The sequence below is a fragment of the Tsukamurella soli genome (genome assembly GCF_039541155.1).
GTDB lineage: Bacteria > Actinomycetota > Actinomycetes > Mycobacteriales > Mycobacteriaceae > Tsukamurella > Tsukamurella soli.
In genome coordinates this window covers 1-24,039 of sequence record NZ_BAABFR010000033.1, presented here as the reverse complement: position 1 = coordinate 24,039, position 24,039 = coordinate 1, and the positions used below count along the sequence as shown (strand labels likewise).

Sequence of the window (24,039 nt, the reverse complement as noted above, 5' to 3'; positions counted from 1 at the left end):
CGGCGCGGGCTCTGTCCACGGGGCGACGACAGGCCCGCGACCGAAGGCGTAAGCGCCTGTAAGCGTGGTGTGAGCGGGGTGGCGCACAGTAGTCACCATGACAACCACAACCACGGCCCGATCCGGGCCGACACCGCCGCGCACCGGGACGCCGCCCGCCATCGAAGCGCATGGGCTGGTCAAGCACTTCGGGTCCACCCGCGCCGTCGACGGTGTCGACCTGATCGTCCCCACCGGCAGCGTCTACGGCGTCCTCGGACCCAACGGCGCCGGCAAGACCACCACCGTCAGCATGCTCGCGACTCTGCTCCGCCCGGACGCCGGTGAGGCCCGCATCTTCGGCTACGACGTCACCCGCGACGCAGTGGCCGTGCGCTCGCTCGTCGGCGTGACCGGCCAGTACGCCTCGGTCGACGAGGACCTCACCGGCCGCGAGAACCTCGTCCTGTTCTCCCGCCTGCTCGGGCTGAGCAGGCCCGCCGCGCGCCGGCGAGCGGAGGATCTGCTCGAGGAGTTCGGCCTCACGGAGGCTGCCGATCGGCCCCTCAAGGAGTTCTCCGGCGGCATGCGGCGTCGGCTCGACCTCGCGGCCAGCCTGATCGCGACCCCACCGCTGCTGTTCCTCGACGAGCCCACCACGGGCCTCGACCCGCGCACCCGCGCCCAGATGTGGGACACCATCCGGCGCCTCGTCGCGAACGGCGCGACGGTGCTGCTCACCACCCAGTACCTCGACGAGGCCGATCAGCTCGCGGACCGGATCGCCGTGATCGACCACGGCCGCGTGATCGCCGACGGCACCGCAGCCGAGCTCAAGCAGTCGGTCGGAGGCAGCACCCTGATGCTCACGCCCGCGGACCGCGCCGAGGTACCCCGCGTCGCCGAGATCGTGGGTGCGGTTCTCGGTGAGCGGGTGATCCTCAGTGCCGAGGCGGCCCGGGTGACCGCGCCGCTGCACCGCACCGACCTTGTCCCAGACGTCCTGATCGCCCTGCGCGACAACAACATCGACATCACGACGATCACCGTCGCCCAGCCCAGCCTGGACGAGGTATTCCTCGCCATCACCGGAGACAAGGAGGCCTGATCATGGCCACGATCCTCGACCCCGTGTCGACCCCCGCGGGGTTCCCGGGCCCCGTCCGCCGCTCGATTCCGTTCCCGACCGCCGTCCAGCAGAGCTTCACCATGGGCTACCGCGGGCTGCTGAAGATCCGCCACAACCCCGAGCAACTGTTCGACGTGGTGCTGCAGCCGATCATCTTCACCCTGATGTTCACCTACATCTTCGGTGGCGCGATCAGCGGCAACGTGCACAGCTACCTGCCCGTCATCATCCCCGGCATCCTGGTGCAGACCGTGATCACCACCTCCATCGTCACCGGGACCCAGCTCCGGGAGGACATGGAGAAGGGCGTGTTCGACCGGTTCCGATCCCTCTCGATCGCCCGGATCGCGCCGCTGGCCGGCGCGTTGCTCGCCGACGTGGTGCGGTACTTGATCGCCTCGGTCATCACCTTCGCCATCGGTGTCGCCATGGGATGGCGTCCGGATGTGCTGGGCGCCGCCCTGTCCGTCCTGCTGGTGATGGTGTGCAGCTTCGCCCTATCGTGGATCTTCGCCCTGCTCGGCTGCCTGATCAAGAAGGCGTCCGCGGTGCAGGGCATCTCGATGCTCGTGCTGTTCCCGCTCACGTTCATGTCCAATGCGTTCGTCCCCGTCAAGACCATGCCCGGCTGGCTGCAGGCCTTCGTGAAGGTCAACCCGGTGAGCCACCTGGTGACCGCCGTGCGCGAACTGTGCAACGCAGGTCATGCCGGCACCGAGGTCGGCTGGTCGCTGCTCGGCGCCGCCGTGATCGTAGCGGTGTTCGCCCCGCTGGCCCTGCGTGCGTATATGCGAAACGCATAGTAGGACAAGGGGTTACGCGCGGTTACCGCCTATGCCTGCCGACGCCAGGATCGCGAGGATCTCCTCCGCGGCCTGGCGTCGCGGCATGCGTGCGGCGCGCCGCGCCAGGCACTCCCAGGCGTCGTCGGTCAGCCCGCTGCGGCTGCGGGCGGCGTCGCGGGCGTGCGCGAGGACGAAGTTGTCGCGGCGGGCGCCGAGTCGCATGCCCAGGAGGGCGAGCCGCGCCGGGCGGTCGTCACCCGGCGTGTGGTCCGGCGCGGACCCGAGGACCAGCCCGGCGGCGAGGGCGGCGGTCCCGGCCTGGGGCAGGTCGAACCATCCGGTGATCGATACAGCCTCGGTCACCGCAGACCCCAGGATCGGCAGCAGCCGCTCGGCAGCGGCATGATCGCCCGCCAGGACCAGACCGCACGCGACGCTGCTGACCAGCATCATGAGCCCCGGGTCCGATATCAGCGCCGGCTTCTCCGGGGTCAGCCGGTGCACGGCCTCCCGGAGCGCAGGAAGGGGATCCTCGCCGGAGGCCGCCGCCAGATCCGCGCGCGCGATCAGCAGGTTGGTGAGGGTCTCGGGGTCGACGGCCGTGCCGGGCCCCGCGGCCGGGAAGAGGGCCTCGGCCTCCGCCAACTCGCGCCGCGCGCCGGCGACGTCCCCCAGCGCGGCGAGGGTGGTCACCACATAGCTGTGGATCTGGGTGGTCTCGGCCGCGGCGCCGATGCCGTCGAGGTCGCTCGCCGCCGCGCGGTACAGGGGCAGCGCCTCGGCCCAGTACCCGCGCTGGCCGTACAGGCCGGCCTCGTTGGACCTGGTCATCGCGCGGGTCCAGGGGTCCGACAGGGTCGGCGCGTGGAGCGCCGCCGCGTCCCGGAGCGCACCGTCGATGTTCCCGGCGTTCTCGCGGAGGTTGAGCCGGAGCGAGATCGCGGCGATGGCTACGTCCCGGTTCTGCGATCGCGTGCCCGCGAGCAGGATCCGGAACACGCCCGACAGGCTGCGCTGCAGCCCGAGCGCGGTGAGTAGGTCGGTCACCTCGGACGTGGCGAGCTCGGGGCGATGCAGCCGGCGCAGCAGCAGCCGCGCGCGGGCCACGGCGCGGATCCGCCGTTCCCCGATGATCTGTGACGCGCAGGCCAGCACCGTCGCCTGCCACGCCAGCCGGTCCGTCTCGGAGAGGCCGGTGGGCGGGGTGCCCAGCGCGTCCAGGATCCGCTCGCCCCAGGTGCCCGCCTCGGCACGCAGCCCGCGGGCGGCCCAGAAGGCCGACATCACGGGGAACACCGCAACCAGTGTGTCGCGATCGCCGGACTCGATGGCGCGCAACAGGACCCACTGCAGGTTCTCGCCCTCGGAGGAGACCAGGTCGATCAACCCACTGCGGTCGTCGGAATCGAAGAGGGCACGCGCCCGGCGTGCGACCGATCGGCCCCACGCCGCCATGGCGGCCTCGACGTCGTCCGCCTCGCCGGCGGCCGACAGCCGCTCCGCGCCGTACTCGCGGACCGTTTCGAGCATCCGGTACCGGGTGTGTCCGCCCGCCTCGGTCACTTCGAGCAGGGACTGGTCCACCAGTGCCGTCAGTGCGTCGTGCACGTCGGGTAGGAAGCCCGACGGTGCCGGCACGCGCTCGGGGTCGGTGAGAACCGCCGCCGCGGCGTCCGCTGTGAAGCCGCCGGGGAAGCGGCACAGCCGGCGCAGCGCGCGCCGCGCCCCGTCGTCGAGTAGCTCCCAGCTCCAGTCGATCACGGCGAAGAGCGTGCGGTGGCGCGGCTCGGTGGTGCGGTCGTTGGTGCGCAGCAACGCGAATCGCGCGCCGAGGCCCGCCGCGATCTCGGCCACTGTCATCGTCCGCATTCGCGCGGCCGCGAGCTCGATGGCCAGCGGCAGCCCGTCGAGCGCGCTGCACAGCTCGGCGACGGCCTGACCGTCGAGCGTTGCGCCGGGCCGGATCGACTGCGCCCGCAGGGTGAACAGCCGTACGGCAGGCGACGCGGGTCCGTCCGCGGCGAGCACCGGCAGCGGGTAGATGCGTTCGCCGGGCACCATGAGCGGGCCGCGGCTGGTGGCCAGCACCGTCAGAGCCGGTGCCGCGGCGACCAGTTCGGCGACCAGCGCAGCAGCAGAATCGATCACGTGCTCACAGTTGTCCAGGACGAGGACGACCGCGCGATCCCGCAGGGCCGCCGCGAGGCGCGCCGCGAGGGGGCCGACGGCGAGCCGGGGCCGGCCCGGCGCAGACAGGTCGGATTCGCCCACGCCGAGCACGGCGGCAACGGCGCCCGCCACGCCTGCGGGGTCGGTGACGGGCGCGAGCGGCACGAAGTAGAGCGACCGCCGGCGCTCGGCCAGCACCGTGCCGACGGAGTGCGCGATTCGGGTCTTACCCACGCCGCCCGGTCCCTGCACCGTGACAACGCGGTGGGCGGCGAGCAGGTCGAGCACGGCGTCGATGTCGTCGCTGCGGCCGATCAGGTCGGTGGGCGATGCGCGCAGCCCGACCGCGATCGGTTCGGCCGGGGTGTGCGGACCCGGCCGATCCGCAGCGGGAGTGGTTGCGGTACCGTCACTCTCGGCGAGCAGTCGCGCGTTCAATGCGACTGCCTCAGGTCCCGGGGCGGCGCCGAGCTCACGGCGTAGGGTGCGGCGCAGCCGCGCGAAGACGGCGAGGGCCTCCGCGGTGCGATGCTCGCCGTGCAGCGCGTGCATCAGCGCGATGTGTGCGGTCTCGTCGAGTGGGTCGGCCGCGCACCGGCTCTCGGCGATCCGACGGGCGGCCCCGTAGTCGCCGCGGCGCAGTGCCGCGGTGAGTTCGAGGTCGTCGAGCCGTGCGGCCAGTGCCGCGGCGCGGCGCCGGACCTGTGCCGCGACACCGTCGGGCTCATCGCCGAGGTCGTCGCCCGGGGTGCCCCGCCAGCGTGCCCGGGCAACGGCCACCCGCGCGGGATCGGCTGTGTCCGCCTCGGATTCGGCGAGCGAGAGGTCGGTATCGCAGCCGGTGAGGCGGTACCCGGCGGCGCCCGACTCGACGGTGGCGTCGGGGCCGGCGGCCGCGAGCGACTGCCGCAGCCGGGACACCTGGGTATGGAGGGCGGCGGCCACCGCGCGTGGCGGTTCGTCGCCCCAGACCGCGTCGGCGAGTCGCTCCGCGCTCACGTATCGGCCGTCGCCCAGCGCGAGCGCGGCAAGCAGGCGCTTCGCCCGCAGGCCGGAGATCTCGGTGAAGACGCCCGCGCCCGGCGCGACGGAGACCGGACCCAGCAGGCCGACCACGGGTCGGGTGCGTCGGGCGGAATCGCCGCCGGTCGGAGGGTTCGGCACCTGTCCACCCTAACTGTCGTCCGGGCTGGAGCGGGCTGGCGGAGGGGCGCAGCCGACGTGGGCTGATACCTGTATCCGCGTGGGCCGGCGATCACCCGTCCCCGTGTGTCATCCGGGCTGCCGAGCCTCCGGCTCTGCGGCCTCGGCGGTGGCCGGAACGAGCTGGGCGGGCGTGAGCACCGCCTCGATGTACGGGCTGAACAGGTCGGCCAGGTCGGTGGCGATGGACTCGGGCGTGCCGTGCCGCAGCGCGACGTTGCTGATCGCGAGCCGCACCAGGCCGTCGGCGAGCACGCGTGCCGCCGCGGGGGGCACGGCGGCCCAGCTGGTGAGGAAGATCTCGGTGAGGCCGTGGGTGGCGTGCAGGTAGATCTTGCCGCCGTCGGTGGTGAGTAGGCGGAGCAGGTCTCCCTGCGGGTCCGGACCGTCGATGCCACGCTGCACCAGCGGGTCTCCGATGGCGAGCATCAGGAACTGGCCGAAGCCGTCCCGGATCGCCCGGTGCGGATCTCCGGGATTGGCGTCGATCTCCTCGCGCACGATGTGCAGGAAGCCGTCGACGAATCGCAGCACATACGCTTCGGCCAGGCCGTCCCGGGATCCGAACTCCTTGTACAGGGTCTGCCGGCTGATACCCGCAAGTGCGGCGACCTCCGCCATCGTCACCTCACCCCACGGCTTCTCGGAGAGGATCTGCCGCGCCGCCTCGAGCGCCGAGCTACGGGATACGACACGGGTCATGGCCCGCAGGGGCATTCGGCGGGACTCGGCACGGACCCGCTCGCGCAGGTTGCCCGCACCGATCAGCGAGCGGAACGTGAGCTCCTTCATGCCCTCCATCATCTCCTTCGACCGCGGCGAGTCGACGCCAGCATGTCCGAGACGCGCTCGAACTTCACCCGTGGCCGCCCCTGCGGTGCGCCGCGCGCCACCTCGGTGCGGTCGATCCACCGCAGGCCGCGGTAGTCGACCACGTCGCCGACGCGTCCGCCCACCAGCGTCACGAACGTGTCGGAGCCGAGGCCGCGCCCCCCGGTCAGTCGGCCGGCGGAGACGTCCTCGAGGAGGGAGCGCACCGTCTCCTCGGCGTCGATCCGGTTGGTCCCGATGCCCCCGCTCGGGCCGCGCTTGGCCCAGCCGACCACGTACCTGCCGGGCTGGGCGGCACCGTCGGGTCCGGTCAGCCGACCCGCCCGGTTGGGGAAGCGGCCGGCGGCATCGTCGAACTCGAGCCCCTCGATGGGCACGCTCCGGTAGCCGATGGAGCGCACCAGCAGGTCGGCGGGGATGTCGTGGTCGACCCCGGCGGTGCGCACGCGCACGGCGTCGACGGCGTCGGTGCCGAGCGCCGCGACAGGCGAGCTCTGGTACAGGAACACGATGCGCCGGCGGTCCGGGTCGGCCGGCGTCGGGAACGCGGGGACCCGGGGGTTCCCGTCACCGTCGACGCCCTCCGCGACCACGATGTCCAGGCCCTCGATCGCCTGCAGCGCCCGGAACTCGGCCGCGGTGAATGCGGCCTCGGCGCTCGACCGGCGGCCGAGGAGGACCACCTCGTGCACGTTCTGGCGCGCGAGGTACTCCAGCGCGCGGTCGGCGATGTCGGTGGTGGCGAGCCGCTCGATCGGCGACAGCAGGATCCGCGCCACGTCGAGGGCGACGTTGCCGGTGCCCACGATGACGGCGCGCCGGCTGCGCGCGGGGGCGTCAGGGAACGGGCGCTCCACCCCGGGCACTGCGTTGTACCAGGCCACCAGCTCGGTGGCGGCGGTGCTGCCGGGCAGGTCCTCGCCCGGGATCCCGAGCGCGCGGGCCTGCGATGCGCCGACGCCGTAGATCACCGCGTCGAAGTGCGCGTCGAGCTCGGCCGGGGTCACATCGGTGCCGACCGCGACGTTGGTGGCGACGGTGACGCGCGGGTGCCGGTACATCAGGTCGAAGCCCGCGAGCACCCCCTTGGTACCCGGGTGGTCGGGGGCGACGCCCGCACGGACCAGCCCGCCCGGCGTGGGCAGCCTGTCGATCACCGTGATGTGGGCGTCGGTGCGCGCCACCAGTTCCCGCACGGCGTACCCGGCCGACGGGCCCGTGCCGACGACGGCGATCTGGAACTCGGGCCCGACGGTGACGGCGGGCCGGTACTCGACGGCGTCCCAGCCGGACTTGATGTGCGGGTTGTCGGTGTAGAAGTCGGCATTGATCTGCGCGTACGGCAGATCGTCGATGCCGAGGCGGTCGATCGGGAAGATCGCGTTCACGGGGCACGCGTCGGCGCACGCGCCGCAGTCGATGCAGGTGTCCGGGTCGATGTGCAGGATGTCGGACCCGCCGAATCCGGGCTCGCCCGGAGTGGGATGGATGCAGTTGACGGGGCAGACGCTGACGCACGAGGCGTCACTGCAGCAGGCCTGGGTGATGACGTGCACCATCAGTACATGTTCGCCTTGCGGTACCAGCGCATCGCAGCGCGGTTCAGCAGGCCCACCTCGTCGAGGAACTCCATCAGATGCACGCAGCTCTCGCGGACCTGGGCGCGGTAGTAGGGGTTCGCCTTCGCCTCGCGCACGGCGCGCTCGGGGTCGAGCCCGGCGTCGGCGTAGGCCTGCGGGTCGTGCAGCGACGTCACGATGAGGTATGCGGCGATGGCGATGATGTAGCCGCTCAGCCACCGGCGGCGGCGGCTCTTCCCGGCTAGCGCGTCCCGCACCTCCTCGCGGGCGAACTTCATGTGCCGGGACTCCTCGAGCACGTGGATCTCGTTGACGGTGCGGATGAACGGCAGCACGCGCTCGTCGCGCATGCAGCCGCGCTGGAAGACGTCGAGCACCTCCTCGGCGACCAGGATGCCGGCGTAGGCGACCTCGCCCGAGGCGATCTTCTTGAACCAGCGGCCGGCGCGACCCACGAACTTCGAGGGGCGATACGACCTGCCCACCATCTTCTCGGAGGCCTTGGCGAACATGAGGGAATGGCGGCACTCCTCGGCCACCTCGATGAGTGCCCACTGGTACTCCGGAGTGTGGTAATCGCCGAGGTATTGGTCGCGCAGCACCATCTCCTGCAGGATCATCTCGAACCAGATGCCGTTGGTCATCACCGAGGCGAACTCGTGGCGGCTCAGCGAGATCCGCTGCTCCTCGGTGAGCTCGTTCCAGTAGTCGGTGCCGAACAGGGTGGACCACTCCGGGCTGCAGCCGTACAGCGCGGGGTCCATCGGCTGATCCCAGTCGATCTCGGTGAAGGCGTTGCGGGAGAGCTTGGCGGCCGACTCGATCAGACGGTCGGAGACCTCGTTCGCACCCTGGTCGCGGGTGCTGACGGCGCGATACTCGATGTCCTGAAGCTCGGGGCGCTGGGTGATAGTCATAATCATCATCCCTCTCGTGATGTGTCGCCTTTGACACTTCAAACCTATACACGAGATGGTCTCGTGTCAACTAATAGTACGTGTCTAGTATCCGTGTAAACGATATGGGTCTGGTGTCGGTGTGCGCGGGAGCCGTGGTGTGACGCACGTGGTGCGGTCCCGGTCGTGCGGTCTACATTCGTCCCAATCCGCGTTCACGCCGAGCGCCCCCACACCGGGAGGAACCCCATGCCCTCGCTGCGCCCCGTCGCCTCCTCAGAACTCGTCGCCGGAGCCCCCGGGGTGATCGAGTTCTCCGTCCGCTCGGCGCGGTCGGTCGACTGGGTCTGGGACGAGTTGACGTCCGACGACCCGCTGCACTGGTGCAAGGCACTCCGCTCGGTGCGCTGGACCAGCCCGCGCCCGTTCGCGGCCGGCACCACGCGACGCGTGGTGCTCGGCCCGGGTGTGAGCGCGGACGAGATCTTCTACAGCTGGGAGGAGTCGGAGCAGCGCTGCGAGATGGCCTTCTATGTACAGACGGCGACCGCGCCCGGCCTGAGCAGACTGGCCGAGCGGTACCGCGTCGTGGCGCAGCCCGGCGGCGGATCGGTGTTCACGTGGACGCTGCTGGTCGAGCCGATCGGCGGACCGATCGCGGCGCGCCTGGCCGCGCCCGCGCTGAAGCTGGCGGCGGCCTCGCTGCGGCGGGACACGGAGAAGTTCTTCAGCCGCGGCAGCTGATCCGCGGGCCCGGAGGCGACGGGTCCGCGGATCAGCCGGGGCGGGGATCAGTGGTGCGATCCGCCGTGCGATCCGCCGCCCTGTGACGTCCCGGTGTGTGTCGATGCGGAGCTGGTAGACGCTCCGCCGCTTGCCGCGCTGGAGCCGCTAGCCGTGCCGGAGTCGCTAGCCGTGCCGGAGTCGCCGGTGGTGCTCGATCCGGCGGTGGTGCTCGATCCGGCGGTGGTGTCGGAGCCCGCGGTGGTGTCGCTCTGCGCCTTCGCATGCCGACCGCCGGCACCCAGTGTGTGGGCGATGCTCGCCGCGATGCTGTCGGCGGCCGCGTGCCTACCGGTCGATCCGCCGGTCGAGGTCGCTGCGGACTGCGTGGCCCCGGTCTGTGTGCTCGCGGCCTGAGTGCTGACGGCCTGAGTGCTGACGGACTGGGCGCTGACGGCGGGCGTGCTGACGGCGGGTGTTGTGGCGGCCTGAGTGCTGACGGCGGGTGTGCTGACGGCCTCAGTGCTGACGGCGGGTGTGGCGGCGGCGTCCGTGCTGGCGGCTGCGGCGGCGGTGGAATCACCTGTCACACTCGCGATCACGGCCTGCGCCGCCGGATCCGAGCCGAGGGTGGTGTATTCGGAGCGGTCGTACCCCTCGTTCACGATCGTCGTCAGCGGCCCGTTGAGCTGGTCGGCGAGGCTGCTCAGCCCGATCTGTCGCAGCGGTTCGAGCAGCGGCAGGTTCTGGGTGGGAACCAGCACGTACGTGGTGTCGCCCTCCTGCGCCACCAGGTTGTTGGGATCGTCGAGGTCGACGTCCGTGTAGTCCGTGTGGACGTACATGTATCCCGCGGCGGCGTTGGCCACCGCGAGCAGGTCGGTGGGATTCGTCGGGAAGTCGGCGACGCCGTCGTACTCCTGTGCCACGTCGATCACCGTGTAGCCGCTGTCGGTCGGCGTGGCCGGGCCGGTGCCCAGCGCCGGGATGATCCCGCCGAGTGCGCGCTGCGGGTTACCGACCAGCACCAGCGTCAGCTGCGAGGGCGACGGTGCCGACGCGGTACCCGCCGTGTCCTGCAGCCACTCGGTCGCGACCATCGCCCCCTGCGAGTACGCGAAGATCACCTTGTTGCCGGGGGTCGAGTCGACCGCCGACGTGAGCGCGTCCAGGCCGCTCTCCATGGTGATCGCGCCGAGCCCCTCCGACAGGTAGGGGACCGAGACGCAGCTGTTGCCGCCCTGGCACAGCGCCCCCTGCAACTCCTCGTTCATCGGCGTGTCCACCACCGCGGTGTTGCCCGCGACCGTGAGAACCGTCGTCGGAGCAGTGGTGACGAGGGCGGCAGTAGGCGAGACGGCGGCCAACGAGGCCGCCGCCGGAGACTGCACCGACGGGTCGGTCGAGACCGTGCCCGCGGTCGTGGCAGTGGCGGCGGCCACCACCGGGATCTGGATCGTCGCGGTTGCCGCGATAATCGCCGCCGTCGTGATCTTCGCTCGCACGCTGGTCCTCCATCGATCGGTGTGCGCGCAATCTAAACCAGAAGATGGACCAGAGATCAAGCATGTCGTGATCGTCGACAACCTCGGTTGGCGACGTGCCGAACGCGGCCTGCGAGCGGCCGGCACAGCACCGCCACGCAACCGATCGCGAGCAGTGCCAGCGCGGCAGACGCCGCGTACGGGCGATCGAGGATCGTCCCCCCGCCCGGCGGCACGACGCCGTGGCGCGGTGCGAGAACCGGTATGGCAAGGGCGATCACGGTGATCGACAGCACCGCCGCGACGAGCGTCACCGTCCACCATCGGGCGGGCAACAGGCGGCGGACGCCATGTCCGAGCGCCAGGCAGACCGGAGCGAAGACACCGTCGTGCAGCACCAGCCCGGCGGCCCCCCACACGGCCACCGAGATGAGGTCGGCGCGGGACAGGCCCAGCAACAGCCAACCGCCGTATCCGGCGAGCCCCAGCCCCACCCCGATGAGCGCGCCGCGCGCGGCCGTGCCGGCAGCCGACGCGCGGCCCGGGATTCCGGACGCCCAACGGCGGGTCATGTCACCACCTCGATGCGGCGTACCCATTTGGTCTGCGTCACGCCCGGTCGCGACGGTGCGATCAGCCGGCACGGAAAACCGTGGTCGAGATCGAGGTCGGCGCCGTTCAACTGCAACGCGAGCAGGGAGTCCGCCGCGCGGACGTGCGTCGCAGGCAGCGTCGACACACCGTACGGCCCGACGTCGATCGAGACGAACCGCAGCGCGGCACCGTCGGGCGCGCCGACCAGGGACGCCAGGTCGGCGACGCGGACGCCCGTCCAGGTGGCCCAGCGGCTCCACCCCTCGACGCAGGCGATCGGGAGCCGGACGGTGTGCTGCGGCAGCGCGCGCAACTGGGAGAGGGAGAGGTCGACGGTGCGCGGCCCGGTCAGATGCAGCCGGAAGTCGGGGGAGGCCGCCGCCGTGCCGACGCGGGCCGCGGCGGCCGTGCGGTTGACGGGCAGATCCTGCGGACCGGCGCCCGACCGCGGTGCCAGGAAGGCGAGCCGTCGCAGCGGTCCGGCCGACTGGCCGCCCACCGCGACCGCGGCGAGCGCGGCCGCTGCCAGCCCGGCGCCCAGTACCGCTCGCCGCCCGGGGCCCGAATCCGGATCCGCGGAGCGCGTGTCGCTCTCACGCCGGTACGCGGCCGCGATGTCGGGCAGCTTCACGCCGACGTGCACGAGGACGGCGCCGACGGTGACCCACGCAGTGGCGTAGTGCGCCGTGGTGAAGAAGAAGCGCCACGGGTACCACTGCGCGATGTTCAGTAGTCCGGTGGACAGCTGGAACAGCAGCGCCACCACCAGCACCGCGATCGACGCCCGCTCGAGCCCGCGGCGCAGCGCGGCGACGGGCGCGCGCCACGAACCGATCACGGGGCGGGCGAACAGCTTCGGATACACGATCGCGAGCTTCAACAGGGCCAGGGGGATCGCCGCGACGCCGCACGCGACGTGCAGCCCCTGCGTGAGCTGGTACAGCCACGCCGGCCGCGTCGGCCAGTAGAACCACCCGGGTGGGTGCTGGATCCAGTGGCTGAGCAGGCCCGTCACGAAGCAGATCGCGATCGCGATCCCCAGCGCCGTCCCGAGGTGCGCGGCGAGCCGGGTGGTGCGCAGAGCAGGGGCGCGGCGCCCGGGACCGGCGGTCACGGCGCCAGCTCCACACACGTCCGGTTGCCGACGGTGACGCTGCGCCGTACTCGCCGTCCGGCCCATTCCGCGAGCGTCGGCAGCGCATCCAGCCCTACCCGCGACCACGGGAACCACTCCGTCACAACGGAGTCCGTGCGTATCCGGGCGGCCCGCCGGTCCCAGCCGGTCGCGGCACCGTCGACCTCCACGATCAGCGAGCCGCCGGCGGCGAGCAGCCGGGCGGCGCGGGCGACCAGCCGCCGCGGATCGCCGCCGATCCCGATGTTGCCGTCGAGGAGCAGGGCGTGGGACCACCGGCCCTCGCCGGGCAGGTCCGCGAACACATCGCGCATCAGCGCGACGCCGCCGCGGGCGCGGGTCAGTCGTACTGCGGCAGCGGCACCGTCGACGCCCAGTGCGGGGACCCCCCTGCGCAGCAGCGCGTCCACCACCCGTCCCGGGCCGCAGCCGAGGTCGACGGCGGGGCCCGTGCACCACGCGGTGACCGCCGCGAGGAGCGCATCGTCGTCGTGGTCGCCGTGCAACCACCGCGACACCGGGAGCGGGCGGCTGCTCCCGGATGCCTCTTCGAGGGTGCAGTGGGCGCCCGCGGGGCCGCGGCGGCCGGGGTGCCCGGTGTCGGCGAACGCGATGTCCCATACGCAGGTCATGCTGTCAGCTCCCGCACGGCCCGCGCGAATTCGCCGTCTACGCGGCAGGTCTGGGCCACGGGGACGACATCCGCCGGGACGTCGACGTCGCGCAGCGCGGGCAGGTCGGCGACGTCGAGCCCGCAGGCGGCGAGTGCCCGGCGGGTCGCGACGCCCGTGTGTGCGGCCGACATGGGCACCGCCGGCAATACGTGCGCACCGATCCCGTCGTGCAGGCCGAGCGCCCACCAGCCACCGTCGTCGGCGGGACCCAGTGCGGCGTCGACCGCAGCGAGGCGATGCAGGCACGCCGCCAGGAGGTCGGGTGTGACCTGCGGGGTGTCCATGCCGATCTGCAGCACGGTCCCCGGGGCGGCTGCGAGGTGGGCTGCAGCGAGTCGCGTACCGAACCCGCCTGGGACCTGCGCGATCACCGTGCACCGCCGCAGCGCGGCGAGGATGTCGCCGCGGCGCTGGGACTTCTCCAGGTCGCCCGTGACGGCCACGACGCACCTGCAGTCGGCGACTGCGGTCGCGGCGGCGAGGGTGTCGAGCAGCGCGGCGGCGGCCAGGCGCGCCGCGCCGGCGACACCGTATGCGGGGATCAGACGAGTCTTGGCGAGGCCCGGCACCGCGGCCTTCGCGACGACGAGGACGGTGGCGGTCATCGCGCGCACCGCAGGAAGTCGCGCGTGGCGCGCACGCTGCCGGTGAGTGAGCCGGACACCTTCGACCGCCCGGCCGTGCGTCGGGAGTAGGTGACGTCGAATTCGCGGACGGTCCAGCCCGCGCGCCCCGCCCGCACCAGCAGCTCCACCGGATACCCCGAGTTCCGGTCGCGCACACCGAGATCGAGGAGGTTCTCGCGGCGGGCCGCGCGCATCGGCCCGATGTCGTGCACCGCGACGCCGAAGCGGCTGCGCAGTCGGCGCGCGATCAACAGCGAGCCGGCTCGGGCGTGCCACGGCCAGCTCCCCGCCTGTGCGCGGCGGCGGCCGACCGCGAGGTCCGCGCCGGAGCGGACCGCCTCGATGAGTGGCGCGAGCTCGCCCGGATCCATCGAGCCGTCGCCGTCGAGGGTGCACACGATGGGCGAACGCGCCGCCAGCACCCCGGCGTGGACGGCGTGGCCGTAGCCGGGCCGCGGCTCGGTGACGACGGCTGCGCCCGCTCGCAGCGCGCGGGCGGCGGTGGCGTCGGTGGATCCGTTGTCCACCACCAGCGTGGCGAAACCCGCCGGCACCGCGTCGATCACGGCCGCGATGCTGTCGGCCTCGTTGCGGCACGGGAGGATCACGGTGACCTCGGGGACGTCCGGAATCGGCATGTCTCGAACGCTAGGCGCGGGCGGCCCCGACGGGAACCGCTCGCGCGGTGACGAAACTGTGACGTCCGGGCATCGACACCGTACGCACCGGCGCGCGGGCCTAGCGTGGGATGCGTGACCCGACCGAGCACCGTACCCGCGCCGCCCGCGGCCCTGCGGCGCGCGCCGTGGCGAAGCGAGGTGGCCTGGGCGGCGGGCACGGCCCTGTTGGTGGCCGCGGCGTTCGTGGTGCCGCGCCTCGAGTCTCGCGGCTTCCGGATGCGGCTGGTGGCCGAGGCCGCGCCGATCTTCGGCCGTTTCGACCCGCACGTCGGCGTGGGCACCGTGCCCGCCCTGGTGATCGCCGTCGTCGTCGTGGCCTGGGGGCCGGCGCTGGCGCAGCGGGGCCCGTTCCCGGCGCTCGCGTGGGGGACCGCCCTCGTCCTGGCCGGGTGGTCGCTGGCCCTGGGCACCGTGGGTGGCTGGCACTCGTTCGCGACCAAGCTGACGGGCTACGACCAGTACCTGCACGAGGTGCCCGGGGTGCACGACATCGGCTACATGCTGCGCTCGTTCGCGCGGCGCATCCCCGACTACCAGCCGGACTCGTGGACCGTGCACGTGTCGGGCCACCCGCCCGGCGCGCTGCTGACCTTCGTGTGGCTGGACCGGATCGGACTGGGCGGTGGGACGTGCGCGGCGCTGTTCTGTGTGGCGGCGGGCGCCAGTGGGGCTGCGGCGGTGCTGATCGCCGTCCGTGCCCTGTCCGGCGAGGACGTCGCGCGCTCCGCCGCGCCGTTCCTCGCGCTGTTCCCGGGCGGGCTGTGGCTCGCGGTGTCGGCGGACGCGTACTTCGCGGGCGTCGTCGCGTGGGGGCTGGCGCTGCTCGCGCTGTCCGGTGTGGCGCTGCATCGGGGTGATCGCAGGGGATGGGCGGCCGCGGTCGGCGCCGGCGTGCTGCTCGGGTGGGCGGTGTACCTCAACTACGGGCTGGTGCTCGTCGGGATCCCGGCGCTGGCGGTGCTTGCGGCGACACGCTCCGCCCGGCCGCTGCTGGCCGCCGTGCCGGCTGCGCTCGCGGTGACCGCCGCGTTCCTGGCCGGCGGGTTCTGGTGGTTGGCCGGATATCACGGGGTGGTCACCCGGTATTACCAGGGCATCGCGTCGTTCCGGCCGTTCTCGTACTGGATCTGGGGCGACCTCGCGGCCGCTGCGTGCGCGTTCGGTGTCGCGGGCGGGGCCGGGATCGGCCGGGCGCTGGCCGCGCTCGGGCCGCGCCGCGAGTCCTGGCGCCACCGGCTGCGGGACCGCCGCGTGGGGCTGGCGGCCGTGGTGTGCGCGTCGGTCGCCGCGATGCTGGTCGCCGACGTCTCCGCGCTGAGCAAGGCGGAGGTCGAGCGGATATGGCTACCGTTCACGCTGTGGGTGACGTGCGGGGCCGGGCTGGTGGTGATCGGCCGGCCGCGCCCGACGGTGTCGGCATGGCTGGCGGCGTCGGCGGCCGGGGCGCTGCTGATCGCGCACCTGATCCGGATCTACCAGTGAGGCCCGACATGCACATCCTCATCGCCGACGACGACCCCGTGGTCAGCGACGTCGTGCGCCGTTACCTCGAACGGGACGGGTTCGCCGTCACCGTCGTCGGCGACGGGGCGGCCGCCACGGCCGTGCTCGCCGGCCCCCGCGCGGTGGACCTGGCGGTGCTGGACGTCATGATGCCCGCCCCCGACGGGATAGCGCTGTGTCGGGACATCCGCGCCAATGCCGCGGCCGGTCCCGGCCTGCCCGTTGTGCTGCTCACCGCACTCGGCGAAGAGGAGGACCGGGTGACCGGGTTGGAGGCGGGCGCCGACGACTACGTGACCAAGCCGTTCAGCCCCCGCGAGCTGGCCCTGCGCGTCCAGTCGGTGCTGCGGCGCACCGGTGGCGCCGCGACGCGGGCCCCGGCGACGGTGCGCTCGGGCCCGCTCACCGTGGACCCCGGCGCCTGTGCGGCGCGGCTGGACGACCGCGAGATAGCCACGACCAGGCGCGAATTCGACCTGTTGCACCACTTCATCACCCATCCCGACGAGGTGTTCGGCCGCGCGGAGCTGCTGGAGCAGGTGTGGGGCTGGCAGTTCGGCGACCTGTCGACGGTGACGGTGCACGTGAAGCGGTTGCGCGCGAAGCTGGGGCCCGGCAACCCGATCGAGACGGTGTGGGGCCGCGGATACCGGTGGAGCGGATGGGGTTCCCGATGAATCAGGACCTACCGAAGATCGCGCTGCTGGCGCTCGTCTGGTCCGCGCCGGTGGTGCTGGTGGGCGCCGTGCTGCTGTGGCGGGCCCGGCGGATGTCTCTGCAGGTGTCCATGGTGGTGCTGGTGCTGATCCCCGTGCTCGCGATCCTCTCCGGGGTCGTGGGGGTGAGTGGATTCATGTTCACCGCCGACTTCACCCGCACCTGCACGGTGCTCGGCGCGGCGACGGTGATCGCTGTGCCGGCCGCGGTGGCGCTGGGCCGGTTCCAGGCACGGAGGACGGTGTGGGAGAGGCAGATCCGCGAGCAGGAGCGGGCCGCAGAGGCGGCCCGTCGGGACCTGGTCGCGTGGGTCAGCCACGACCTGCGGACGCCGCTCGCGGGGATCCGGGCGATGTCCGAGGCGCTGCGCGACGCCGTGGTGGTGGACCCGGGTGAGGTGACCGAGTTCGCCCGGCGCATCGACCGCGACGCCGTACGGCTGTCGGGCATGGTGGACGACCTGTTCGAGATGTCGCGGATCCACTCCGGCGCGCTGCGCCTCGAGCTGGAGACGATCGACGCGCGGGAGGTCGCCGACGAGGTGCGCGCCGGGTTGGAGCAGACCGCCGCCCGCGCGGGCGTGGCCCTGACGGTGACCGCGGACCACCTGGTCCCCGTGTCCGCCAACGCGTCCGCGCTGTCGCGCGTCCTGCGGAATCTGGTGCTCAACGCGATCGCGCACACGCCGTGCGGGGGCTGCGTCGAGATCGGGCTCACGGCCGAGGGCACCACGGCGGTGCTGCGCGTCGACGACACCGGCACGGGCATCGCCGAATCCGACCTGCCCCGCATCTTCGACGTCGCATACCGCGGCACGGCGTCCCGCTCACCGGTCAACACCGACGGCCTCCCCGCCGGTGCCGGCATGGGGCTCGCAATCGCGCGCGGGCTGGTGGAGGCGCATCGCGGCACCGTCGCGGCCGTGAACCTCGCGCGGGGCACACGATTCGAGGTGCGGTTGCCGCTCGCCGCATAGGTTCGGGGCGGAGCGCCTCGGATCACCTCGTCACGGCCGATGCGGCGTCAGGCCGTCAGGTCGATGTGCGTGCCGACTCGGCCCGTACGCGCCGCCGACAGCACCAGCGCAGTGGCGGCCAGGTCCTGCAGACCGATCCCCGTGGAGTTGTACAGGGTGATCTCGCGCGGGTCGAGACGGCCTGGATGGCGGCCGGTGACGACGTCGCCGAGCTCGGTTGCGAGCCGGTCGGGCCCGATCGCCCCCTCCGCGATCGCGAGGTGCGCGTCGCCGGACTTCGTCAGAGCGGTGGGGGTGTGGTCGACCACGACCACGGAACGTGCTAGCGCTCGCCCGTCGACCTCCCGCTCGTCGGGCCGGGGAGCTGCGCCGACGACGTTGAGGTGCATCCCCGGGTGAAGCCAGTCGCCGAGCACGATCGGCTCCTTCGACGGCGTCAGGGTGCACACGACATCGGACGTATCGACGACGTCACGCGGCGAACTCATCTCGACCACCGGCACCCCGAGAGTCTGGATCTCGCCCCGGAACCGGTCGACCGTGCTCGCGGACCGCGACCAGACTCGGACTTCCGAGACCTCGCGGACGAGGGCGATCGCGCGGGCGTGCTCGACGGCGAGGTTTCCCGCGCCGATCAGGCCGAGGACGGTCGGGCCAGGCGGTGCGAGGTGTCGGGTCGCCACGGCGCTCGCGGCGGCGGTGCGTGCCGCGGTGAGGGTGCGTCCGTCGAGTACCGCGACGCACTCGCCCGTCGCGGCAGAGAAGACGATGATGGCCGACCGCTGTCGGGGCAGCCCCCGGGCGGGGTTGCCGGGCAGGTCGCTCATCGTCTTCACCACGACCAGGCCCGCCGAGTCCGATTGGGACACCATGGGAATCGCGACTCCACCATCGCCGATCGGCATCGAGCTCGGAGCGGGATTGTGGGCTCGACCGGTGGCCAGGTGCGCGTGCGCCTGCTCGACCGCGTCGATCAGCGCGGCTCGGTCGAGCAGGTCGGCGATCTCGTGCCGAGTGAGGATGGTGGTCATCGCCGGTTCAGCTCGCCGCGGAGGGGACGGGGATGCGGTCGACGATGTCGGTGCAGACCAGGTCGGCGAAAGTCGGTGCGCTGCGGACCATCCGCTCGTCGGCCAGGACGCCCATCCACCGCTCCACACCCTCGGGCTCGATCACCACCGTGTCCCAGGTGCCGGACAGTTGGATCGCGCGGCAGGCACGCTGCCGCACGGCCTCCGGAAGACTGGGCCAATGCTGCCGCAGCAGCGGTCCCAGGTCCTCGGGTGAGGACTGCGCGATCGCGTCCATGGCGCGGCTCAGTGCCGTGGTGAAGGCGACGAGGCGATCGGAGAGCTCCTCGAACCTGTCGGCGCGGCAGTAGTAGACGCTGTTGGGACCGACGCCCCACGCCGACGCGTAGTCGACCGCGACATGTCCCTCGCCCTGCTCGACGACGAGCTGCGCCGTGGTCATGTCGAGGACGATCGCGTCGCCGAGTCCGGCGCGGAACAGCTCCACGAACATCGGTGTCGACAGATCGCGGAGGAACGTCGTCTCGGCGGGGTCCGCCCCTGCAGCACGGATCAACCCGGCCGTGATCGCATACGGTGCGCTGCCGCCGATTCCCGGGGCGAGCACCGTGCGCCCGGCGAGCGCTGCCCAGTCGAATTCGGGCAGCTCGTCGCGCGTCACCAGCGCCTTGGGGAACCTGTGGTTGAGCTGTGCGAAGACCACCAGTTCGCGCGAGGTCCCGGCGTACATGCCGGGAACCCACAGCCCGCCGAGGGCGATGTCCGCCGCGCCCGACGCCAGATCGTCGAGCACCCCGGTCCAGGGGTCGCGCGCCGTCGCGGTGACCGTCAGGTCCACGTCCGCGAACATGCCTGCGGCGTCGGCGTGATACTCGGGTAGGTAGTTGAGGCCGTGCGCCGTGGCGGAGATGTTCAAGTGGTTCATGGTGTTTCCCTCTCTGGTGTGCTGGTCGGGTATTGCAGGTCAGGCGGGCAGGGCCGGCCGCGGGGCGTCGATCGCCTCGAGGTGGCGGCCGAACGTCTCCGGGCCGAATCGCGACGCGACCACCAGGAGCACGTACATACCCGCGATCATCACGAACACCCCGGGCACCCCGGCGTGGTCGAAGAAGAACAGCGCGGCGAACGGCATGACCGCACCCGCGACGTTGCCGATGCCGTTGACCACGGAAGCGCCCATCGCGCGGATGTTGGTGGGGAACAACTCGGGCGACCAGACCGACAGCATGGTGTTGAGCATCATCGTGAAGAACTGGAAGATCGCGCCGAGGATCATGATCTCGGCCGGGCCGTCGGCAAAGGCCGCGAACGCGAGTGCGGCGACGCAGCCCAGGACGGCGGCGACAGACACCGTCGTTCGGCGAGGAAGGCGGCCCGCCAGGTAGCTCGCGGCGAGAGCGCCGAACAGGCTGCCGATGTTCATCACCATCGTGTAGACCAGCGACTGGCTCAACGAATAGCCGCGCGACTCCAGCAGGATCGGCATGAGGAACAGCAGGGTCACCTGGGCGCCGAAGGACATCCACGACGCCGCGCCGACGACTGCGGTGCTGCGGAGATTCCGGCCCCGGAAGACCTCGACGTACGACGTCCGGCCGGTCTCCACGATGATGTCGTCCTCGGTGACGAACTCCTTTGTCGGACCGGCATTCCGGAGGCCGCGGATCGATCCGCTGGCGAGTCGGGTGAGGCAGACGTTCGCATCGTCGACGCGTCCCTTGGCGAGGAGGAAGCGCGGGGACTCGGGGAGGTAGCGGCGGAAGAGCACCACGAGCAGCGCCGGTAGGGCGAGGATGACGTAGGTCCACCGCCAGGAGGTGTGGTCGCCGCCGAGGATCGGCCCGAGCGTACCTAGGACGAGCGCGAAGAATCCGAACGAAGCGATATTGCCGATGCCGCCCGAGGACACGTTGAGCGTCGCGAGCAGTGAGCCGCGGTGCCGGGTTGCGACGACCTCGGCGAGGATCGCCAGGCCGACGGTGAATTCGCCGCCGAGGCCGATGCCCACGATGAAGCGGCTGGTCAGCAGGGTCGCGTAGTCGGGTGCCGCGGCACTGATCAGGCCGCCCAGGGTGTAGACGAGCAGGTTGAGGCTCAGTGCCTTCCGCCGGCCCCAGCGATCGGCGATGTATCCGCCGATCATGCGGCCGACGAGGCCACCGATCACCGTCGCCGTGTTGATCAGGGTCAGCGACGAGTTGCCGATGTGGAGCGACTCCTCGAGCAGCGGGCCCATGGATCCAGTGGAGTTCTGCTCGAGGCTGTCGAAGAACTGGCCGGCCATGAGCAGGGCGATCACCGCGGCTTGTACTCGGGTGAAGCCGATCGAGTCGAGGGTCTTGGACAGAGCGGAGGCGGGGGTGGGCAGGATCGGGGGGAGGGCGGGATTCGCAGTGGACATGGTGGGCTCCGGACGGGAACGAGGCGAGCCGACCAGGTGAGGCGGCACCTGGTGGCGTCGGGCGTCGCGGTGACGACCTGACGCTAAAGTTGTATCCAATCCGTGTAACGACTAAATGATCTAGCACTACATTTGCGTTACGGTACCAGTATGTTGCAAGCAATCCCGACCAGATTGGATCCAATCTAGTCGAGATCGTAGAGTTCGTTGAACCGTCGTTCGTCGCGACGCAGGTGCTCGTCCATGAGGTAACCGGCCTGCACGCTTGCGCCGGACAGGATCGCCGACACCAACGCGGAGTGATCTGTGACGGACGTCTGCTGATCGTGACCGAGGCCCCACGCGACTCTGCGGTTGAGGGTCGTGAGCATCTCTCGGAGCTGATCGTTGCCGGCGGCGACGGCGACGAGTTCGTGGAACGACATCGGGGTCTCGGCGGGCGCGCGTTCGGCATCGTGTCCCGTCGGGTCGTGTCCCGTCGCGTCCGCCAACTGCCCCGCGACGGCGCCGCCGCGGTTCTCGGCGGCGAGCTGCGCCGCCAGGACCTCCAGGCCCCGGCGCACCTGGAGCAACTCCCGGCTGTCCTTGCGGAGGGTCGTCGAGACCGTGGCGCCCTTGTGTCGCACCGTCGTGAGGAATCCTTCGGAGTCGAGTTGCGTCAGTGCCTCACGTACCGGCATCCGAGAGACCCCGAAGCGTCGAGCCAGGGCCTCCTCGACCAGTCGAACCCCGCTCGCCAGGCGGCCCGACAGGATATCGGCGCGCAACTCGTCCGCAATGGCATCCGCGAGCGAACCGCCCCGGGATACGTCGGTGTCCTCCACGACACTTCAGTGTACGGAGGCGCCGGGTCCGTCCACGGTGGACGCCGCAGGGCGCCGCCGTCAGCGATGCGCCGGCTCGCGCAGCGGGTCGGAGGCGAAGCGTGCCAGCCCCTCTCGCGGCCCGACGGTGGCGGTGAAGCCCAGCAGCGCGCGGGCACGGGCGGGGTCGGCGACGATGTGCCGCACGTCGGAGACGCGGAACCCGCCCGTCACCGTCGGCGGCGGGCCGCCCGCCGCCGCTGCCAGCACCCGCGCCACCTCGCCGACGGTGATCGGGGTCCCCGAGCACACGTTGACCGGGACGAACGGCTCGTCCGGAACCGTCTCCACCGCAGCCAGATTCGCGCGGGCGACGTCCTGCACGTGCACGAAGTCGCGGGTCTGCAGTCCGTCCTCGAAGACCTGCGGCGTACGGCCCGCGGCGAGCGCGGAACGGAAGATCGACGCCACGCCCGCGTAGGGGGTGTCGCGCGGCATCCGCGGACCGTAGACGTTGTGATAGCGCAGCGCGACGGCGTGCCCGCCCGTCGCCCGCGCCCACGCGGCGCAGTAGTGCTCCTGCGCCACCTTCGAGGCGGCGTACAGGCTCTGCGGAGCGAGTGGCGCGTCCTCGCCGGTCAGGGCCCACCGCGCCGGCTCGCCTGAGGGGAGATACCGCTCGAATCTGCCCTGCCGTAGATCGGGTTCGCGGCGTGGGGGCGGCGCGACGGGCTCGCCCGCACCGTCGACGAAGGCGCCGTCGCCGTACACCACCATCGACGACGCGAGCACCAGGCGGCGGCAGCCGAGCCGGTACATCGCCGCGAGCAGTACGGCGGTCCCGAAGTCGTTGTGCGTCGCGAAGTCCGGCGCATCGGCGGCGTCGACGCCCGCCCCCACCATCGCGGCCTGATGGCACACCACGTCCACCCCGCGCAGCAGCCCGTCCAGGGCGGCGCCGTCGCGAACGTCGCAGTGCCGTACCCCGTCCGGGAGCGCTGCGGCACGCCCGTGCGCTGCGGGGAGCATCACGTCGACGGCCACCACCTCGTGGCCGGCGTCGGTCAGCAGCGCGCGGACGTGGGAGCCGATGAATCCCGCGGCGCCGGTGAGCAGTACACGCATCGCCATGGGGTCTACCCTGGCGCGTGCCGGGGCGGCGCGCCAGACGCGGCGTCGGTCCGTCACCGAATCGTCACCGACTGCTTGACACCGACGCGACGTCACTCCGGCGCGATCGGGCTCCTGCGGTCGAGCGAGCGGTCGGGCGCGGCAAGCGAGGCCGACGCCGTCCAGCGACGGTTCGTCGAACTGTTCCCCGTGGGCGAGTCCGCGGGAGGGGCCGCCGCCTCGGCCACCGCTGACGAGCACCGCGTGCACACGATCCCGCTACATCGATGGCTGCGGCGACTCCGTCGACGCTCCGGGGCTCGCGCCGGCCGCCGCGCTGCGTCAGTGCGCGAACAGCTTCTCGTCGCTCGTCAATGCCGAGGGCAGGGGCGCGGTCAGGGCACCGAGCTTCGCGGTGTGCTTGCGAAGGTCCGCCAGCAGCAGGTCGGCCATGTCGAGGTTCATCCCGGCCCGGACCACGACACGCAGGACGGCGAGGTCCTCGCGGTCGGCGGGATACGTGTACGCGGGTACCTGCCAGCCGCGCTCGCGGAGTCGGTCGGAGACATCGAACACCGTGTAGTTCTTCACCGAGTCCTTGAGTTTGAACGCGAATACCGGGAGGTCGGTACCGCGGGTGATCAGCTCGAACGGGCCGATCTTCTCGATCTCGGCGGCCAGGTACTGGGCGACGTCGCTCGCGTGTTGCTGGATCTCCCGGTACCCGTTGAATCCGAGGCTGGTGAACATGAAGTACTGCGCGACGACCTGGCTACCGGGGCGGGAGAAGTTGAGCGAGAAGGTCGGCATGTCGCCGCCGAGGTAGTTGACGTGGAACACCAGCTCGTCGGGTAGGTATTCGGGACTACGCCAGATCGCCCAACCCACGCCCGGGTACACCAGCCCGTACTTGTGACCCGACGCGTTGATCGAGCAGACCCGCGGAATCCGGAAGTCCCACACCAGCTCCGGCTGGATGAACGGGGCGACGAACCCGCCCGAGGCGGCGT

General features: G+C 71.8%; 22 protein-coding genes. 6 read left to right on the top strand and 16 right to left on the bottom strand.

The features are described from left to right. The first annotated feature begins 97 nt into the window (after positions 1-97). Both ABD908_RS12200 and ABD908_RS12195 read left to right on the top strand, forming a co-directional pair. A complete protein-coding gene (locus tag ABD908_RS12200) occupies positions 98-1,087 on the top strand; it encodes an ATP-binding cassette domain-containing protein (RefSeq protein WP_344995781.1) in 990 nt (329 codons plus the stop codon). A gap of 2 nt (positions 1,088-1,089) precedes the next feature. After that, complete coding sequence (locus ABD908_RS12195; RefSeq protein ID WP_344995778.1) at positions 1,090-1,911, top strand: ABC transporter permease; 822 nt, start codon at positions 1,090-1,092, stop codon at positions 1,909-1,911. 12 nt (positions 1,912-1,923) lie between these two features. On the opposite strand, the gene ABD908_RS12190 is transcribed toward ABD908_RS12195, so the two are convergent. From ABD908_RS12190 to ABD908_RS12175, 4 genes are all read right to left on the bottom strand, one after another. Next, positions 1,924-5,226: an AfsR/SARP family transcriptional regulator gene (locus tag ABD908_RS12190; RefSeq protein WP_344995775.1), complete on the bottom strand. Its 3,303-nt coding sequence runs from the start codon at positions 5,224-5,226 to the stop codon at positions 1,924-1,926. 108 nt (positions 5,227-5,334) lie between these two features. Then, entirely contained in the window at positions 5,335-6,057 is a 723-nt protein-coding gene (locus ABD908_RS12185) for a TetR/AcrR family transcriptional regulator (RefSeq protein ID WP_344995772.1), read from the bottom strand. 8 nt (positions 6,058-6,065) lie between these two features. Continuing rightward, a complete protein-coding gene (locus ABD908_RS12180; RefSeq protein ID WP_344995859.1) occupies positions 6,066-7,652 on the bottom strand; it encodes a 4Fe-4S binding protein in 1,587 nt (528 codons plus the stop codon). A 2-nt stretch (positions 7,653-7,654) separates the two neighbouring features. Beyond that, positions 7,655-8,593, bottom strand: coding sequence for an AurF N-oxygenase family protein (locus ABD908_RS12175; protein ID WP_344995769.1), 939 nt, complete (start codon positions 8,591-8,593; stop codon positions 7,655-7,657). Positions 8,594-8,821: 228 nt separating this feature from the next. Between ABD908_RS12175 and ABD908_RS12170 the strand changes: the two genes are divergently transcribed. Continuing rightward, a complete protein-coding gene (locus tag ABD908_RS12170; protein ID WP_344995766.1) occupies positions 8,822-9,316 on the top strand; it encodes an SRPBCC family protein in 495 nt (164 codons plus the stop codon). 47 nt (positions 9,317-9,363) lie between these two features. Here the strand turns inward: ABD908_RS12170 and ABD908_RS12165 are convergent, their stop codons facing one another. Genes ABD908_RS12165 through ABD908_RS12140 form a run of 6 tightly spaced genes read right to left on the bottom strand, consistent with a single transcriptional unit; the run spans position 9,364 to position 14,446 of the window. After that, on the bottom strand, positions 9,364-10,800 hold the full coding sequence (locus ABD908_RS12165; RefSeq protein ID WP_344995763.1) for a PE-PPE domain-containing protein: 1,437 nt from the start codon (positions 10,798-10,800) through the stop codon (positions 9,364-9,366). Between the two features lie 56 nt (positions 10,801-10,856). Further along, a complete protein-coding gene (locus tag ABD908_RS12160; protein ID WP_344995760.1) occupies positions 10,857-11,351 on the bottom strand; it encodes a hypothetical protein in 495 nt (164 codons plus the stop codon). Then, positions 11,348-12,487, bottom strand: a complete 1,140-nt coding sequence (locus ABD908_RS12155) for a molybdopterin-dependent oxidoreductase (RefSeq protein ID WP_344995757.1) — start codon at positions 12,485-12,487, stop codon at positions 11,348-11,350. Before ABD908_RS12155 ends, ABD908_RS12160 begins: the two co-directional genes overlap by 4 nt. Continuing rightward, positions 12,484-13,140, bottom strand: coding sequence for a methyltransferase domain-containing protein (locus ABD908_RS12150; RefSeq protein WP_344995754.1), 657 nt, complete (start codon positions 13,138-13,140; stop codon positions 12,484-12,486). Before ABD908_RS12150 ends, ABD908_RS12155 begins: the two co-directional genes overlap by 4 nt. Then, entirely contained in the window at positions 13,137-13,787 is a 651-nt protein-coding gene (locus ABD908_RS12145; RefSeq protein ID WP_344995751.1) for a TIGR04282 family arsenosugar biosynthesis glycosyltransferase, read from the bottom strand. The genes ABD908_RS12150 and ABD908_RS12145 overlap by 4 nt, the downstream gene beginning before the upstream one ends. After that, positions 13,784-14,446: a glycosyltransferase family 2 protein gene (locus tag ABD908_RS12140; RefSeq protein ID WP_344995748.1), complete on the bottom strand. Its 663-nt coding sequence runs from the start codon at positions 14,444-14,446 to the stop codon at positions 13,784-13,786. The genes ABD908_RS12145 and ABD908_RS12140 overlap by 4 nt, the downstream gene beginning before the upstream one ends. A 114-nt stretch (positions 14,447-14,560) precedes the next feature. Here ABD908_RS12140 and ABD908_RS12135 point away from each other — a divergent pair, with 114 nt between their 5' ends. Genes ABD908_RS12135 through ABD908_RS12125 form a run of 3 tightly spaced genes read left to right on the top strand, consistent with a single transcriptional unit; the run spans position 14,561 to position 17,684 of the window. After that, on the top strand, positions 14,561-15,970 hold the full coding sequence (locus ABD908_RS12135) for a hypothetical protein (protein WP_385923418.1): 1,410 nt from the start codon (positions 14,561-14,563) through the stop codon (positions 15,968-15,970). An 8-nt stretch (positions 15,971-15,978) separates the two neighbouring features. Then, complete coding sequence (locus ABD908_RS12130; protein ID WP_344995746.1) at positions 15,979-16,668, top strand: response regulator transcription factor; 690 nt, start codon at positions 15,979-15,981, stop codon at positions 16,666-16,668. Then, the gene (locus ABD908_RS12125; protein WP_344995743.1) at positions 16,665-17,684 is read left to right on the top strand and encodes a sensor histidine kinase; all 1,020 of its coding nucleotides are present in this window, start codon (positions 16,665-16,667) and stop codon (positions 17,682-17,684) included. Before ABD908_RS12130 ends, ABD908_RS12125 begins: the two co-directional genes overlap by 4 nt. A 47-nt stretch (positions 17,685-17,731) precedes the next feature. Here ABD908_RS12125 and ABD908_RS12120 read toward each other — a convergent pair whose 3' ends face one another. From ABD908_RS12120 to ABD908_RS12095, 6 genes are all read right to left on the bottom strand, one after another. Then, complete coding sequence (locus ABD908_RS12120) at positions 17,732-18,715, bottom strand: ornithine cyclodeaminase family protein (protein ID WP_344995740.1); 984 nt, start codon at positions 18,713-18,715, stop codon at positions 17,732-17,734. A 7-nt stretch (positions 18,716-18,722) separates the two neighbouring features. Beyond that, a complete protein-coding gene (locus ABD908_RS12115; protein WP_344995737.1) occupies positions 18,723-19,640 on the bottom strand; it encodes an ABC transporter substrate-binding protein in 918 nt (305 codons plus the stop codon). Positions 19,641-19,679: 39 nt separating this feature from the next. Continuing rightward, on the bottom strand, positions 19,680-21,116 hold the full coding sequence (locus ABD908_RS12110) for an MFS transporter (RefSeq protein WP_344995734.1): 1,437 nt from the start codon (positions 21,114-21,116) through the stop codon (positions 19,680-19,682). 185 nt (positions 21,117-21,301) lie between these two features. After that, entirely contained in the window at positions 21,302-21,940 is a 639-nt protein-coding gene (locus tag ABD908_RS12105) for a GntR family transcriptional regulator (RefSeq protein ID WP_344995732.1), read from the bottom strand. 60 nt (positions 21,941-22,000) lie between these two features. Beyond that, positions 22,001-23,044, bottom strand: a complete 1,044-nt coding sequence (locus tag ABD908_RS12100; RefSeq protein WP_344995855.1) for an NAD-dependent epimerase/dehydratase family protein — start codon at positions 23,042-23,044, stop codon at positions 22,001-22,003. Positions 23,045-23,371: 327 nt separating this feature from the next. After that, on the bottom strand, positions 23,372-24,039 hold a 668-nt coding region (locus ABD908_RS12095), incomplete at its 5' end, for a pyridoxal-dependent decarboxylase (protein WP_344995729.1).